The 16,125-nt window shown below is 44.0% G+C and carries 16 protein-coding genes; 11 read left to right on the top strand and 5 right to left on the bottom strand.

Going from position 1 to position 16,125, the window contains the following annotated elements; all coding sequences use genetic code 11:
* From M1K58_RS07820 to M1K58_RS07800, 5 genes are all read left to right on the top strand, one after another.
* Positions 1–1,728 carry a sensor histidine kinase gene (locus tag M1K58_RS07820; RefSeq protein WP_256758088.1) on the top strand — a complete coding sequence of 576 codons (1,728 nt, stop codon included), beginning with the start codon at positions 1–3 and terminating at the stop codon, positions 1,726–1,728.
* A 124-nt stretch (positions 1,729–1,852) separates the two neighbouring features.
* The gene (locus M1K58_RS07815; RefSeq protein ID WP_256758087.1) at positions 1,853–2,497 is read left to right on the top strand and encodes a TetR/AcrR family transcriptional regulator; all 645 of its coding nucleotides are present in this window, start codon (positions 1,853–1,855) and stop codon (positions 2,495–2,497) included.
* 181 nt (positions 2,498–2,678) lie between these two features.
* Entirely contained in the window at positions 2,679–3,656 is a 978-nt protein-coding gene (msrB, locus tag M1K58_RS07810) for a peptide-methionine (R)-S-oxide reductase MsrB (protein WP_372339120.1), read from the top strand.
* A 78-nt stretch (positions 3,657–3,734) separates the two neighbouring features.
* Complete coding sequence (locus tag M1K58_RS07805; RefSeq protein WP_256758086.1) at positions 3,735–4,667, top strand: manganese-dependent inorganic pyrophosphatase; 933 nt, start codon at positions 3,735–3,737, stop codon at positions 4,665–4,667.
* Between the two features lie 88 nt (positions 4,668–4,755).
* On the top strand, positions 4,756–5,754 hold the full coding sequence (locus M1K58_RS07800; RefSeq protein WP_256758085.1) for an LLM class flavin-dependent oxidoreductase: 999 nt from the start codon (positions 4,756–4,758) through the stop codon (positions 5,752–5,754).
* A 59-nt stretch (positions 5,755–5,813) separates the two neighbouring features.
* Here the strand turns inward: M1K58_RS07800 and M1K58_RS07795 are convergent, their stop codons facing one another.
* Positions 5,814–6,413 (bottom strand): hypothetical protein, encoded by a 600-nt coding sequence (locus M1K58_RS07795; RefSeq protein WP_256758084.1) that lies wholly within the window; start codon positions 6,411–6,413, stop codon positions 5,814–5,816.
* Complete coding sequence (locus M1K58_RS07790; RefSeq protein WP_256758083.1) at positions 6,410–6,901, bottom strand: hypothetical protein; 492 nt, start codon at positions 6,899–6,901, stop codon at positions 6,410–6,412. Before M1K58_RS07790 ends, M1K58_RS07795 begins: the two co-directional genes overlap by 4 nt.
* Before the next feature lie 137 nt (positions 6,902–7,038).
* On the opposite strand from M1K58_RS07790, the gene M1K58_RS07785 reads away from it, so the two are divergent.
* The 5 genes from M1K58_RS07785 to M1K58_RS07765 all read left to right on the top strand — a co-directional run bounded on the left by M1K58_RS07785 (position 7,039) and on the right by M1K58_RS07765 (position 11,889).
* Positions 7,039–7,545 carry a metallophosphoesterase family protein gene (locus M1K58_RS07785; RefSeq protein ID WP_256758082.1) on the top strand — a complete coding sequence of 169 codons (507 nt, stop codon included), beginning with the start codon at positions 7,039–7,041 and terminating at the stop codon, positions 7,543–7,545.
* A 71-nt stretch (positions 7,546–7,616) separates the two neighbouring features.
* Positions 7,617–8,495, top strand: a complete 879-nt coding sequence (locus tag M1K58_RS07780) for a radical SAM/SPASM domain-containing protein (RefSeq protein ID WP_256758081.1) — start codon at positions 7,617–7,619, stop codon at positions 8,493–8,495.
* Positions 8,496–8,671: 176 nt separating this feature from the next.
* The gene (locus M1K58_RS07775; protein WP_256758080.1) at positions 8,672–9,748 is read left to right on the top strand and encodes a M42 family metallopeptidase; all 1,077 of its coding nucleotides are present in this window, start codon (positions 8,672–8,674) and stop codon (positions 9,746–9,748) included.
* The gene (locus M1K58_RS07770; RefSeq protein ID WP_256758079.1) at positions 9,748–10,272 is read left to right on the top strand and encodes a DinB family protein; all 525 of its coding nucleotides are present in this window, start codon (positions 9,748–9,750) and stop codon (positions 10,270–10,272) included. Before M1K58_RS07775 ends, M1K58_RS07770 begins: the two co-directional genes overlap by 1 nt.
* 210 nt (positions 10,273–10,482) lie before the next feature.
* Positions 10,483–11,889: an MDR family MFS transporter gene (locus M1K58_RS07765; RefSeq protein WP_372339134.1), complete on the top strand. Its 1,407-nt coding sequence runs from the start codon at positions 10,483–10,485 to the stop codon at positions 11,887–11,889.
* Between the two features lie 68 nt (positions 11,890–11,957).
* Here the strand turns inward: M1K58_RS07765 and M1K58_RS07760 are convergent, their stop codons facing one another.
* Entirely contained in the window at positions 11,958–12,152 is a 195-nt protein-coding gene (locus tag M1K58_RS07760) for a DUF6199 family natural product biosynthesis protein (protein WP_256758077.1), read from the bottom strand.
* Positions 12,153–12,251: 99 nt separating this feature from the next.
* Here M1K58_RS07760 and M1K58_RS07755 point away from each other — a divergent pair, with 99 nt between their 5' ends.
* Positions 12,252–13,493 (top strand): DUF445 domain-containing protein, encoded by a 1,242-nt coding sequence (locus tag M1K58_RS07755; protein WP_256758076.1) that lies wholly within the window; start codon positions 12,252–12,254, stop codon positions 13,491–13,493.
* Between the two features lie 24 nt (positions 13,494–13,517).
* On the opposite strand, the gene M1K58_RS07750 is transcribed toward M1K58_RS07755, so the two are convergent.
* Together M1K58_RS07750 and M1K58_RS07745 are read right to left on the bottom strand one after the other, a co-directional pair.
* A complete protein-coding gene (locus tag M1K58_RS07750; protein ID WP_256758075.1) occupies positions 13,518–14,948 on the bottom strand; it encodes an extracellular solute-binding protein in 1,431 nt (476 codons plus the stop codon).
* Positions 14,949–15,109: 161 nt separating this feature from the next.
* Positions 15,110–15,973: an AraC family transcriptional regulator gene (locus tag M1K58_RS07745; RefSeq protein WP_256758074.1), complete on the bottom strand. Its 864-nt coding sequence runs from the start codon at positions 15,971–15,973 to the stop codon at positions 15,110–15,112.
* Between the last annotated feature and the right edge of the window lie 152 nt (positions 15,974–16,125).

Here is a 16,125-nt window from a genome sequence, read left to right as displayed (position 1 = left end):
ATGAAATTAAATAGTAGGAAAACGCTTCCCTATAATTCGATTCGTTTTAAACTGCTCTTAATTATTATTGTAATCGTGCTTCCGTTAATTTTGCTTCTCATCTATTTCAGTCAATATTCAATTAAAGTCGTCCATGACCAGGTTGCAAAATCAAATAAAAACCTGCTCAGTTTGTATTTGGAGCGATTAGATTCGAGCTTGTTGGAGGTTAATGGCTATTTGTCTACAATTGGTGGCACCAATTATGATCTTGTCAATTTGGCCTCGTTCGATGAAGACAACTACACGATAGCTAAGGTGAATCTAGTGAATCGATTAAGTACGGATATTGGGTTGTATCCTTTAATCGATTCTTATTTTATTTTTGAGACGAAACGAGATGATTTTTTTTATACCTTTAACAAAGGCGGAACACTTCAAGAAAGGGAAACTGTAGAGCAATATATGAAACTCCAAATTTACTCTGATGATGCTAAGGGAGGGAGCTTCCCAACTGTAGATTGGGAGGTGCAAAGCATTGATGGACAATATTATCTTTTTCAGGTTTATAAATACGGCGACGTATATTTAGGCGCATGGGTGAATGTAAACAGACTGACACTTCCGATGAGCTTAATTAACATTGGAGAAACCGGGAGATCCTTTTACGTGACTGAAGAGGGAATTCCGATGGAGCCGGCTTCAATAAGAACTGTAGCTCAAGTCAATGTCACGAGAGGCGATGACAGCTTTTACTTGATTGGTGATGAGGCAAAGTTCCTTCTTATCCGTGAGCAGTCCAAGGTTGGTGATTTTAGCTTGGTCGTGCTTGTTCAGGAGAAAAGCATACTAGAAAATCTACCATTCTTGCGGCATTTGGTTCAGTTCATTTCTTATGGCTCGTTAATCACGCTGCCACTTGCCTATATTATGATAAGAAAGACTGTTCTGCTTCCATTAAATCGAATTCTTGCTGCTTTGAAGCTGACACGAGATGGATATATTGAATATCGAATCAAGAAATATCGGACGTCGGATGAATTCCAGAAGGTTAACGAGGCCTTCAACCAGATGATGTCGCAAATTCACAGGCTAAGAATTAACGTGTATGAAGAACAGTTGACTAATCAGCGAACCGAGCTCAAGTTGCTGCAGCTTCAACTGAACCCGCACTTCCTTATGAACTCTTTAAACATCATGCATAGTTTAGCTTTCATGAAGCGATTCGAGCTGATTCAGGAACTGAGCATAAATCTGGTCCAGTATTTCCGATATATGTTGAGGAGCAACGTGATGTTCGTTCCGCTAAAGGATGAGCTTAAGCACGGGCAGAATTATTTGCGGATCCAAGAGCTACGCTTTCAAGATCAGCTAACTTACGAGATTAAGTGTCCTGACCTGTACATGAATTTCGAAGTGCCGCCTCTCATTATCCAAACATTCGTGGAAAATACCGTGAAGCATGCCGTCACGATGGATGAACCGCTACACCTCGGCATTGAGGTCAAGATGGTAAGGGACCCGATGGCCTGCTTGAAAATTACAATATCTGATACGGGCAACGGATTTCCGGAATCTGTCCTGGAGACTATGCGCAAAGGAGAACAGATTCAGGACGAAAATGGAGAGCATATCGGTATTTGGAACGTACAACGACGGCTAGGTTTGCTATACCATGGCGAAGCGAGGATAGAGTTTTCAAATCGTCAGACAGGCGCGTATATCGATATTTGGCTACCTCTTCTTTAACGAACTGCAGATTACGTTGTTGTTTACTTGTGCAATCGAACCGTTATGATATACTGTTAACATGGAGATAATCATTGATTAGTGGTTAATGATTTACATACTTCCGGAAAAGGACGTGGCGATCATGGGTACAACCTGGCATATGGAGGTTCGAAACAAAAGTCGAGAAGAAATCATCCAGGCGGCTCAACACTTGTTCTTACTGTTAGATTTTTCGGACGTAGGAATCAAGGATATTTGTACGAGGGCCGGGGTAAGTAGGGTCACCTTCTATAAGTGCTTCAATTCGATCGTCGAATTGGCATTCGAAGTGCAGATCAACGTCATGTCCGAAATGATACAATTTATCGATAAACATTTCGATGCTGTTGGCACAGGCATCCAGAAGCTCGAAAAAATCCTGAATGCATGGCTTGAATTCGTCAAGATGTATCCAAATCATATGAAATACATCGGTTTCTTTGATCATTACTATCGCGATCGCAATCCCAACCCCGAATTAACAGAGCGATACAAGGTTTTCGTACACGAGGATCGCAACGGCATGAGGCTGTCTGAATTGATTCGCCAAGGGATGGAAGACGGGACTATCCGTGATGACTTAGACGTCAAACAAACAGCAGCTGTTATCTTCGAGTCAACGATCAGTATTTTGCAAAGAATGACTTCGATCGGCGAAACGATCAAGCAAGAACATGGGGTGCAACTTGAGGACATTGCAAAAACGATGTTTGATATGGTGATTCAATATGTGAAGAAGAAAGCATAGAGAGAATATAGAAGGCTGTTCCGAAGCGGAGTAGAATCTGTGAGGAACCGCCTTTTTCATGCTTCGCGTAGCACTGCCCCGAAACCAGGGGGATCAACACAATTAGATCAGATGGCTTTGTGAAGAGTGTGCTTAGTCATGTATAATGATGTTAAGCGTTACATTATGAAAGTACAGGAGGATGATCAACGTGGATCAACCCATTATGAATAATAGAGCTCAGGCGACTTTCGCTGGTGGATGCTTCTGGTGCATGGTCACTCCTTTCGAAGAGCTACCTGGTATTTTGGGTGTTGTTTCGGGCTATACAGGTGGTCATACCGAAAATCCGACGTATGAAGAGGTATGCTCGGAGACTACAGGGCATGCTGAAGCTGTCCAAATTACTTTTGATTCTGAAATCTTCCCTTATGGGAAGCTTCTCGATATTTACTGGCGTTCCGTTGATCCTACCGATGGTGAAGGGCAATTCCACGACAGGGGTTCCTCTTATCGTCCAGCAATCTTTTACCATAATGAAGATCAGCTAAAAGAAGCGACAGCCTCTAAAGAAGCTTTGCAAAATAGTGGAAGGTTCGATAAACCGATCGCGGTCACGCTGGAGCCTATAAGCGTATTCTACCCCGCAGAGGAGTATCATCAAGATTATCATCATAAAAACCAATTGAGATACAGGTATTATCGTGAAGGCTCTGGTCGGGATGCATTCCTGGAGAACAACTGGAATACCCCGAAGGATAAGGAAGAGCTCCGCAAGAAGCTGACGCCAATGCAGTATGAGGTAACACAGAACAAAGGGACAGAGCCACCTTTCCGTAATGAGTTTTACAACAATACAGAGCCTGGGCTCTATGTGGATATCGTTTCTGGGGAACCGCTCTTCAGCTCACGCGAGCAGTTTGATGCGGGATGCGGCTGGCCGAGCTTCTCTAAGCCGTTACACGGCGGAAGTATTCTGGAGCATCAGGACGTCTCACACGGAATGATTCGAGTTGAGGTGAGAAGCAGAGAAGCGGACTCGCACCTTGGACACGTCTTCGACGATGGGCCTAAACCAGGTGGATTGCGTTATTGCATCAATTCCGCTGCGCTACGATTTATTCCTAAAGACAAGTTAGAGGAAGAAGGGTACGGCAGATATTTGTCCAAATTGGAATAGATTGGATAGGATCTTGATTAAAGCCTACCTTTTGCGGTATAATTTTCTCGCCAAAATGAATAGATGAGGAGCACGAAAATGAGCAAAGTTTTGATCTTCGGTCACAAAAATCCAGATACAGATACGATTTGTTCAGCAATTGCCTATGCAGATTTGAAAACACAGCTAGGTGAAGAAGTAGAAGCGGTTCGTCTGGGCTCCGTTAGTGGTGAAACGCAATTTGCATTAGATAAATTCGGAGTTCAAGCACCGCGTCAAGTTGAGACGGTTGCTAACGAAGTAAAAGGTGTTATTCTCGTTGACCACAATGAACGCCAGCAAAGTGTGTCCGATATTGATCAAGTTACTGTTCTTGAGGTTATCGACCATCATCGCATTGCCAATTTCGAGACAAGTGCTCCGCTTTACTACCGCGCTGAGCCAGTTGGCTGCACCGCAACAATTCTTAATAAAATGTACAAAGAAAACGGAAAATCCATTCCTAAGAACATCGCTGGATTGATGCTTTCGGCAATCATCTCGGATTCACTTCTTTTCAAATCTCCAACTTGTACTGCACAAGATGTAGCTGCTGCTCGTGAGTTAGCTGAAATCGCAGGCGTAGATGCTGATAGCTATGGACTTGATATGTTGAAAGCTGGCGCTGACCTGAGCGACAAAACCATCGCGCAACTGATCTCCTTGGATGCTAAAGAGTTCCAAATGGGCAGTGCAAAGGTTGAAATTGCACAAGTAAACGCGGTTGATGTAAACGACGTTCTATCCAAACAAGCAGAGCTTGAAGACGCGCTTACGAATATTATCAACGATAAGGGCTTAGATCTATTCTTATTCGTTGTGACGGATATTCTAAACAATGATTCCGTTGGTCTTGCACTCGGACGTAGTGCAGATGCGGTTGAGCAAGCGTACAACGTGAAGCTTCAGGGCAACAAAGCGGTTATGAAGGGTGTCGTATCTCGCAAATCGCAAATCGTCCCTGTTCTAACTGATATTTTCAACAAACGTTAATTTTGAATACTAGCCCGCACTCGTTGCGGGCTTTTTTTACATACATACGCGTGCCAATGCAGCAGGAATGAAAGGAGGTTTATAATAGATGAGATTAAGCGTATTGGATCATTCGCATGTCAATGAAGGAAGAAGTGTGAAGGAAGCGCTGAATGAGACGGTCGCACTTGCTCAAGAAGTAGAGAAGCTCGGCTACCATCGCTTTTGGGTTTCTGAGCATCATGGTTCCGAAGCGTTAGCCTCCTCTAGCCCTGAAGTCCTAATCGCTCATATCGCTGCGCATACGAAGTCCATTCGGGTGGGCTCTGGGGGAATTATGCTTCCTCATTATAGTGCCTATAAGGTTGCGGAAAATTTTAAGCTGCTTGAAGCGTTGCATCCCGGACGTATCGATGTAGGTTTAGGTCGCGCACCAGGTGGAATGCCGATCGCGACTCGTGCGTTGCAAGAGCACAAGAGAGTGGATATCGATCTATACCCACAACAAGTTAGTGATTTGAATGATTATTTGCATGATGACAATCCATCAAACCACCGTTTTGCGGGATTACGCGCATTTCCACAGACAGAAACGGTACCCGAATTATGGCTGTTAGGCTCAAGTGATGGTAGCGCGAAGATTGCGGCATCACTAGGTTTACCCTACGCATTTGCTCAGTTTTTCGGTGCTGCTGGAGATGAGGCGCTTCATCTTTATCACTCTTATTTCCGTCCCTCGGTGCATTATAGCCACCCGCAATCGCTTGCTGCTGTTATGGTGATCTGTGCAGACACGGAGGAGGAGGCTCTTCAATTAGGGAAGAGCAATGAGCTGTTTTTCCTTAAGCTTTTGAGCGGACAAGAGCTAGGTTATCTCCCGTCCGTGAAGACGGCAACGGAGTATCCGTACTCTGCGATGGAATTGCAAATGATTGAACAGATGCGTTCTCGACGTTTTATTGGTACACCTGGTCAAGTGAAGGAAGCGCTTAAACGCTATGCCAATCGCATGCATCTAGAAGAGCTGATGATCGTATCTCATATTCACGATTTCGATAAGCGTATTCAATCCTATCGTCATATCGCCGAAGCATTTGACGGCTTGTGATCTTAATCAAAAAGACCGATGACTCCATGTTTATGGAATGGAAGCATCGGTCTTTCTGATTAATTTAGCTTTTCTTCATAAATAACCTTACCTTCACCATCAAGTCCTTGTATCGATTGCCAAGCATAGCTCTGTTCGATTTCATTCCATAGAAAGATAAACAACCGATCTTCCGTAAGGGTCTCCTTGAGAATGACATTGCTCTGTTGATTGACCCGAATATCATCCTGAGTATTATCTCGAGCAATCACATTCAGAACAACGCTTGAAATTCGTTCATCGGTTACATAGCCGAAGAACTTAGCTAATCTTAGTTTTTTATTGTAATGCTTGATTTCCCAGCTATAAGTGAGCGGTTTATTTGTATCGATTTCACGACCGCTAACTCCTCCGTCAGGAAACCACCCTAAACCTCTCTTATTTACCGTATCAGCGGAAAACCACTTCTTATAAGTTCCGAGATAAATGACGATGTCTTTATTGTAATGGATTTTTCTTGATATCTCTGAAGGCCCATAATGATAACTACTCTCGGATAATTCATGCGCCTTATCTGCGCTAAAGTTACCTATGACGAGGTGTCCTCCATTGAAGAAAAGAAAGATGAGGAGTACGGCAATAACCCATTCTACATAGCTCCGAATCGTCTTTCTTCTCATTGACCCTCACCCACTTTCTGAAGCGGAAGGTTCAAGATTACTTTGCGGTCGTACCATTCAAATATAAGATTCAAATTGGAAGCTGAAACGGTTAGTTTGTCATAAGCGAGGAATCCCGTTGATCCCCTAGAATTCCCACTGCTGGTTGAGGAACGATACTGGAGCTCATTGCCTCGTGGATCAAATAACTTAAAGGCGTTCTGAGGTAAAGACCATCCACCAGCCACTTTACTTTTGTACGAATAGTGGAGAACGACTTGTTTAGGTGTAACGTAGAGTGTTTTTACGATAAAAGTGTCCAGGTCGATTTCCATTCGTTTATTGATTTTGTATTTGGTCACAGGGCCATCCTGCTCCAATAATTTGATTGTCCCTTTAACGTCGCTACTTGTAGGGAAAAGATCAATGACCTGCGGGATCATCACTATCGCCAAGATAACGATGAGGGTCCGTCGAATAATCGTTAACGCTTGGAGTAAACCCTTCACATCTCAACCCCCTCTTTAATACAAAACGTGTTAATAGTGGAAAAGTTGCGATTGGATTTGCCTTCGTGGCATTGATTGAGAGGGGAATGGTCTATATGATAAAGCTATAAGATCAATTGGAATCGAGGTCGGTGCAGATGAAGCTCGTCGTTGTATCCGATACGCATATGCCTAGAATGAATAAGAAGCTTCCAGAAAGATTAATTCGTGAGTTAAAGACGGCAGATGCGATTATCCATGCTGGAGACTGGACGAACTTGTTGGTGTTCGAGCAATTGTCGGCATTTGCCCCAACGTATGGAGTCGCAGGGAACAACGATGGGGCAGACATCGTTCGTAAGTTCGGCTTACGCAAGCTGCTTGAACTCGAGGGCTGTAAGATTGGAATTGTACACGGACACGGTGCGTCGAAGAGAACGGCAACCGAAACGCAAGCCATTGAAGCATTCAAGGGAGTAGAGCTTGATGTGCTTGTCTATGGTCATTCTCACATTCCTGTGTCGAAATCTTCTGGAGGTATGTTAGTGTTTAACCCCGGCTCACCAACAGATAAGAGGCGGCAGCCGTTGTATTCATTCGGAATATTTACCTTGTTGGGTGGGGCATTGACTGCCAAGCATGTATATTACGCTGACAAATCATAAGATCGAATGCCACAGCTTATGTTATAATGAGTGCATCATTCTAATGGCTTGATCGATTGGAGTACCTGAAATTGAAAAAATTTAAAAAGTTTTATATTGAGATCACAAGCATCTGCAATCTAGCTTGTAGCTTCTGTCCACCAACGAAGCGTCAAGCAAACTTTATTAAAGTTGATGCATTCACGAATACATTGGATCAAATCCAAGGGCATGCTGAGCATATTTATTTTCATGTCAAAGGTGAGCCGTTACTTCATCCGAGAATTGACGAACTGCTGGACATCAGTCATGACAAAGGGTTCAAAGTTAACTTGACGACTAACGGGACGCTGCTGCATAAAGCGAAGTTTAAGATTTTAGGGAAGCCTGCATTGAGACAGATTAACTTCTCTTTACACAGCTTTGATGGACATGAAGGCTCAGTAGATAAAGATGGCTACGTATCTAGTGTCCTCGACTTTGCTAAGGAGGCCGTAGCGACTTCTAATGTTCTGATCTCCCTTAGACTGTGGAACCTCACACCGGATAATGAGACGAATTTGAAGAACGACCGAAACCGGGACATTCTTGAACAAATCGAGCAAGCCTTTAATCTAGACTTTAAGATCGAGGAGCATTTTGTTCGGGGTCAAGGAATTAAGATCGCAGATCGGATATACCTTAATCACGAGGAAGAGTTTCAGTGGCCAGATCTGAAGGAGAAAGAGGATCTCAGTAAGGGCTTCTGTCACGCACTTCGTAACCAAGCAGGTGTACTAGTAGACGGAACTGTAATCCCATGCTGCCTCGATGGCGAGGGCGTCATTAATCTAGGGAATATTAACAAAACCCCTTTTTCCGAAATCATTGAAGGGGAGCGTGCAACTAACCTATACGATGGCTTCTCGAGAAGAGAAGTTGTTGAAGAGCTATGTCGCAAATGTGGATACCGTCAAAGGTTTAACAATTAGCACAACTCAAAAAGTTAATTTTAGTCGCGGAAACGCGGCTTTTTTGTACCTAATTGTAACAGATCACTGCAAAATGACCGATATACGATAAGATGAAGTGTTTTCGTCGATCTCTAATATGTCTTCAACATGAGGATCCACGACTGAGCACTACATATGAAGGAGAGAAATTACACATGTCCACTTCCGTACAGCCTCAAATGAATCGCGAGTATATGATTGGTTTTCTTCAAGCCCTATTGCAAGTGCCTAGCCCAAGCGGGTTTTGTATGGAAATCATGAAGCTTATCCGCAAGGAAACGATCAAACTCGGCTATGAGTTGGAGATGACTCCTAAAGGAAATGCCGTTATTACAATTCCTAGTGCTAGTGAACCGACTGGGAAGGTTATCGCATTAACCGCACATGTGGACACACTCGGGGCCATGGTACGCTCGGTTAAACCTAATGGAATGTTAAGGTTTACACCTATTGGTGGATACGCGATGCATACGGTGGAAGGAGAGTATTGTCTCATTCACACTCGTGACGGTAAAGCATATGAGGGAACCGTACTTTCAACAAAGCCTTCGGTTCATGTTCATTCAGATGTACGGGAGTGGAAGCGGGACGAAGAGAATATGGAAATACGCATCGACGAGCCCGTAATGACGAAAGAAGATACGGAAAAGCTTGGTATATCACCAGGAGATTTCATTTCGTGGGATCCTCGTACGCGTATCCTATCGAACGGCTGGATTAAGTCTCGGCATCTGGATGACAAAGCAAGTGTTGCGGCGTTATTTGGACTGCTGGAATGGTTCAAGCGGGAAGGGAAGTCGCCGGTAAATACGATCAAAATCATCCTGTCCACCTACGAAGAGGTCGGCCATGGAAGCTCCTATATCCCACCGGACATAACAGAGCTGATTGCCGTCGATATGGGGGCTATTGGAGATGATCTAACGACGACAGAACGAGATGTCTCAATATGTGCAAAGGATTCCTCAGGACCTTATGATTATGAGATGACCTCGAAGCTCATCCAGCTAGCCAAGCGCGAGGACATTGCCCACGCAGTTGATATCTATCCCTATTATGGATCTGATGCATCGGCTGCTCTACGTGGAGGAAGCAATATCCGCGCTGCACTTATTGGACCAGGTGTTCACGCTTCGCATGGAATGGAACGGACTCATGCGGATGCCATCGTGAATACGGCGGCGTTATTAATTGCTTATATTATGGAAAATGAAAAGGAAGAGGTGCTGTGATGAACAACAGACCATTACAAGAAGAATATAGCAGCTACTACGAGCAGTACATCGGTCTTGTACCTGAAGGAGATATCAATGAAATTCTTGCAGGTTTTCTCAAGACTACCGCTGAGCTATTGTCCGATATCCCAGAAGCTCAAGGCAACTATCGTTATGCTCCGGATAAATGGAGCTTGAAGGAAGTTATCGGCCATATTAACGATAATGAACGAATTATGGGCTATCGTTTGCTCCGAATTGCAAGAGGAGATCGTACCCCTCTTGCTGGTTACGATCAAGATGATCTCATGAAAGGTGTCAATTTTGATTCCTGTTCGTTATCCGAATTAATCGAGGACTATATTTCTGTGAGAAGAGCTACGTTGACACTCATTCGCGGATTATCGGAGAAAGCTTGGTCACGGAGTGGAATTGCCAATGATAACGAGATCACCGCTAGAGCTTTAGCTTATATTATTGCAGGTCATGAGCTTCATCATCTTAATGTGATTAAAGAGAAATATATCATCGTGCGAGTATAACGGAATTAAGATGTAGTGCATATTAACATGCCCATGTCCGTTTCTCAAATGGACATGGGCATGTTGTGTAATTAGCGAAACAATTGAAGATAATATTGGCGAATGATATAGTGATTAAGCAAAAGTTATCATTACATAAATGGATTTGGAGGAAAATAAGTGAATACCGCTGGAGATTCTGCGCCTGCGCAGTACAAAGATTTAGGAAACATTAAACGATTACCAATATTGATTACCCTCGTTATTGGTGCATTCTTCTCCATTCTGAACGAAACCTTATTGAACATTGCTTTCGTTGATCTCACAATCGATCTGAATGTGTCCTACACAACGATTCAGTGGTTGTCGACAAGCTACATGCTGGTTGTTGGTATCTTGATTCCAATATCCGCCTTACTGGTTCAATGGTTTACAACAAGGCAGATGTTCCTGGGTGCAATGATCTTATTCTCGCTTGGAACGCTTGTATGTGCGTTAGCACCGGATTTCTCAGTCCTCTTGGGAGGACGAATTATTCAAGCTTTTGGTACTGGACTCATGCTCCCGGTTATGATGAATACGATTCTTGTTCTGTATCCGCCTGAGAAGCGTGGAGCGGCAATGGGGAGTATTGGACTAGTCATTATGTTCGCTCCGGCGATCGGACCGACATTGTCCGGCTTGATTCTGGAATCGTTAGATTGGCGCTGGTTATTTTACCTTGTGTTCCCGTTTGGTGTGATTTCAGTTATCATTGCTGCGATTTTTCTGAAAAACGTGACCGATGTAACGAAGCCTAAAGTAGACATTCTGTCGATTATCTTATCAACGATTGGTTTCGGCGGTATCGTATATGGTTTCAGTAGTGCGGGCGGTGAGAATAGCGGATGGTCTAGTCCTGAAGTTTATCTCACGCTAATCGCCGGAGGGATCGCATTACTGTTATTCATATGGCGGCAATTGGTATCCAAGGAACCGATGCTTAACCTGCGCGCGTTTCTATCGCCAATGTTCTCATTAACGACAGTATTACTTATCATCGTCATGATGGCATTATTCTCTACGTTGATGTTATTACCGATTTATTTGCAAAAGGGCTTGTTATTAACTGCTTATACATCGGGATTGTTATTGCTTCCGGGTGGTATATTGAATGGATTCCTGTCACCTGTGACGGGCAAGCTGTTCGATAAATTCGGACCTCGGGTGCTTGTTGTTCCGGGGGCGGCTATTCTAGTCGTTGTGATGTGGTTGTTTACGCAAATTGATCTGGACACGAGTAAAGGCACAATCATCTTATACCACTGTATTATGATGGTTGCCATTTCGATGATCATGATGCCTGCGCAGACGAATGGATTGAACCAGCTGCCTAGAAAATATTACCCTCACGGCACGGCAATTCTGAATACACTACAGCAAGTGTCCGGAGCGATTGGCGTCGCATTCTTCATCAGCATGATGTCGGCAGGGACCAAGGATTATTTGACCACGTCATCCGATCCAACAGCCCCAATCGAACAAGCGTTAGCGTTAAATGCCGGCATTCATAACGCATTCTATATCGGAATGATGTTCGCTATTGTCGGGTTGGTTTTATCGTTCTTCGTTAAACGTACGCACGCTCCGAAAGAATAGGTTGTTTAGGAATATTACATGTGAAAAACCGCTGCAGAATCTGCGCGGTTTTTCTCAATGATGAGGTATTAGAAGTTAGGTATAACATAAAAAATAAATACGATAATCGCGATAATGCTGCCGACCCTACTCATGAATAAATAGGCATCGCTTGGTTCCGAATCACCTTTGACCATCCAGCCATATCTGAGGTACCAACCAAAGCTCGGATAAATGATGTTTACGATGGCAATCGCAATGAAGAGAAATGCAAAGAAAAACATACAGATCAGCTCCTTATTCATTAATACTCTTAGAATGATCCGTTGTTTCGGTTATACTGAATAGATCACCAAATCCTTTACATAACGAGGTTGTCATCTATGAAAACAAGATATATTGCCGGTTTATCCTTAGTCACAATGGGAGTCGGTTTCGTCACGACATTGTTCCTGCCTGAGCATCCAATTGTGGAGCTGCTGAAAGGTGGATTTGAGGCGGGGTTAGTAGGTGGTTTCGCGGACTGGTTTGCCGTTACGGCATTGTTCCGCCATCCCATGGGCATTCCCATCCCGCATACGTCGCTGCTCCTGAAGAATAGGGACAAGATTGCTAATTCCTTGATCTCAGCGCTTGAGAATGAGCTGCTCAACAAGGATAGCATTACAAGTAAGCTAAAGAAATTCCAGCTCTTGAAGGTCGCTGGTTCCGCCGTGACGAGACTTGTTGCAAAGAGGAGCAATCGGATTGGCACGCTCAATTTCTTGCAAACCCTCTTATCGAAATTACCGCTCGAATCCTTCGTACCCCATCTTCAGTCGGGTATCGTATCGATCATTCGTCAAACGGATGCTAAACCATTCGTGGAGAAAATGTTGCATACTGCTGAGCAGGATCAATGGGATGAGAAGGCACTTGATTATGCGTTAAATCAAGGAAGAGTATGGGTAAGTAAGCCACAAACCGGACAATTGCTTGGCTCGATCGCACAACAGAAAATATCAGAAGCCAAGGTTGGCGGAATTATGGGGTTTGCTGTGCAAGCATTCGCAGGCTTCATGAACGAAGACAAGCTGGGGACAATGATTCAACAGCTGCTGTTATCGGGAATTCAGGATTTAATTCAACCTGGGAATGTGAATCGAGAAAGATTACTAGTCGAAATCCGTAATCAATTGCAACGGATCGCAAGTGATGAGGCCATGATGATTCGTGGGAAGCAGTGGCTCATCGATAAGGCGAGCCACCCGGACAGTGGGCAGTTTCTGTTGGAACGGTTAGAGGCTATTCGTAGTACGCTTCTTGCCGCATTAGAGAAGGAAAAGCAAAGCGGAGGACGCAAGGTTGTTACGACTGTTCGATATATCATTCGTAAGCTGCAATCCGAGAAGGAGCTAACGGAAAGTGCGGAGCACAAGGTGCTGTCGTTCATCGTAGATTTCGTTGAAGCTAACCATTATAGACTGGGTTTGTTGCTGAAAGATAATTTGGATCAGATGAATGACAAGGAACTGGTTCGCATGCTGGAAGAGAAGGTCGGAAGTGACTTGCAATGGATTCGTGTCAATGGAGCTCTGTGCGGGTTCTTCATCGGATTGATTCTTACTTGTATTCAGTGGTTGTAGGTCGCTTATAGGATGCTCGTCCCGTTAGGGAGAAGCCGATGCGGAGGGTGAAGAACTTTCCTTCCGGGCGGCCTCTTGATCCTGCCGGGCTTTAACGAGTTCTTCTTGCCCTTTCTCTTGAATCGTCTTTAATGCTTCCTCTACGGACTTCTTATCCGACAGCACGGAATCGATCTCCGTATTTACTAATGCATAAAATGCCTCGTAAAACCGTGGAAGAGTACTGGAATAATCATCTCCTATTCCGGATTTCGGTTCGAGCTTGTAAAATGGCTCCATGCTCCGGCCCTCTTTATCGGAATTGTACTGCATTCGGCTTAATATTCCGTTATAAGATTGTTTGGACTTGTGTTTGGCATATTCATCACTAGTGGCGTATTTCACGAACTCCCATGCTGCGCGTGGATTTGCAGAGCTCTTGTTCACGGCGAAAATGGTGCCTGGCCCGAAATAACTGCTTTGGGTCCGATTATTTGGATCGACGGGCGCTGTGACGATGCCCCAATTGACGGGCGCGACATCTTTCAGCATGTTTTTCGCATCGATAATTTGTTGAACCTCGTTGCTATACTTGAACGCCATTGCGGACCTGCCCGTAGTGAAGAGATTTCCCTTTAAAAACGCCATAAACGATCCACCAGATTGGCCGTCTTCATCCGTCGGTGCAAAGTACGTACCCGATTTGGCGGCTTCTATCACGGTTTGGAATACCATCTTCCAAGAATCCGTATTTATGGTCAATTGTGTGGCGTCCGCGTTCAGCACTTTTAAGTTTTGAGCGGCTCCAACTTGTTGAATAAATTGGGCGATTTTCGTATAATTATCGGTCGTTAACCCGTATAGTCTTTCCTCTGTATTCCCATCCGTTGGGAACCTCTTCGCAAGCTCGAACACTTCCTCCCAAGTCATCGAGTCCTTAGGAAACTCCACGCCGTATTTCGTGAAGAGATCGATATTGTAGAACAAAGCGGCGCTGGATATTTCCCCGCTCAGCCCGAACAGCTTGCCGTCCCCAAAGTCTCTTATCGAGTTGATCGCATAAGGATGGATGCCTTCGAAATCAGCTTTTTCCTGCTTAATTACCGTATCGAGCTCGAGTAGTGTGCCGTTTATCGCATATTTCCTGAATCGATCGTCGAAAAACAACAGCACGTCCGGTTTTTTCTCGGCGATGAATTGTTCGAGCGCCTCATCATACGAGAGCGACGGATTATCGTGGAGCGAGCTCATACTAGCGACTTCGAGATCGATGTTTGGAAACTTGTTTTGAAATAACATGCCATATTCTTTTGAGAATAAGCTCCCATCCCAATACATGACTTTTAATTTTACTTCTTTGTCTCTATTCAATGGATCCAATAGACTGTCGGTTTTATCACCACCGCCACCGATACATCCACTTATCCCTAGGAGCAGCATGGATAGAAGAACGAATGAAGAAAATGAAAATTTCAAAATAAAGACCTCCAAATCATGTATATATCATTCAAATATATACCGATTCGTTTGTTTTAGGGATGAACTTGAACAAGTAGAAGGCATTCTATTAAAAATAGTAGCTAATTATAATAAATGGCTTGCTGGCAACGACCCCTTCTAAGTTACTTGCACGACATTTATGTCTTCCCCCTTTTATAAGTCCCTGGAGTCACACCTGTTATTCTCTTGAATATACGGTGAAAATGGGGGAGGCTTTCGAAGCCACATTGTTCAGCGATCAAGCTGATGTTCTCATCGGTATCGTTCAGTAGCTCTTTGGCTTGAACGATGCGCTTGGCGTTGACGTAATCGGTGACGTTCATGCCGGTTAATTGTTTGAATACACGTGAAAAGTGAGCTCCCGTTACCGATGCCTGTTGCGCTAAGGCTGCTAGTCCTAGATCAGCATTCGGATGCTTAGCGATATAATGAAGAATCTCCTTCATCCACTGTGGGCCAATGCGTACATCCTCGAGATCATCGGAATGGGTTGAAATGACATGTCTATTGATGCGAAGAAGCCATTGTTGAAGGTGAAGAGAGATGGCATGCCGATAGCCTGGGCTTTTCAGTCCAAGCTCATGTTGGATATCGTCCAATACAGCTTCTGTGGATAGCTGAAGCTGATCGCTTGTCTCTAGCTTGTATTGCTTTCTTTTCTTAGCTAGCTCGAAGCAGCGTAAGTGGCTATAGGAATCATCCAATTGCTCATGAGGGAACAAGCTTGGAGAGAAAAAGACTGCCGTCGAGGTTACGGGATTGATCGGGTCAGGAAATGCTCGGTGGATCGAATTACCCGGGATAATAAATAGATTGCCTTTGCACATGTCGTAAAATTTCTGATCGATGAACATCGTGCCTTGGCCTTCGTAAACATACACAAATTCATATCGGTCATGGAGATGGTCAGGAAGCTCTCGCTCTGGGCTTTTGGTGTCTTTGTAAACAAAGTCGAAAGGGAATAAAGGGTCTTTCGAGAAGGGCTTGCGAATGGGATTCATACAGGTGGCCTCCGATCAGTCTTCTTCTCCTTATAAAATATCAAAATGGAGTACATTTATGCAAATATAAACTCTATTTATGTTATAAATAGCTGATAAAATTAAAGCATTAGTTATAAAGAGGGGAGAACGCTTGACCATGAGGATAGATG

The sequence above is a fragment of the Cohnella sp. WQ 127256 genome, from assembly GCF_024519285.1.
Taxonomy (GTDB): domain Bacteria; phylum Bacillota; class Bacilli; order Paenibacillales; family Paenibacillaceae; genus Cohnella.
Note: the sequence above shows the minus strand (reverse complement) of the source record. Positions and strands in the feature narration are given on the sequence as shown.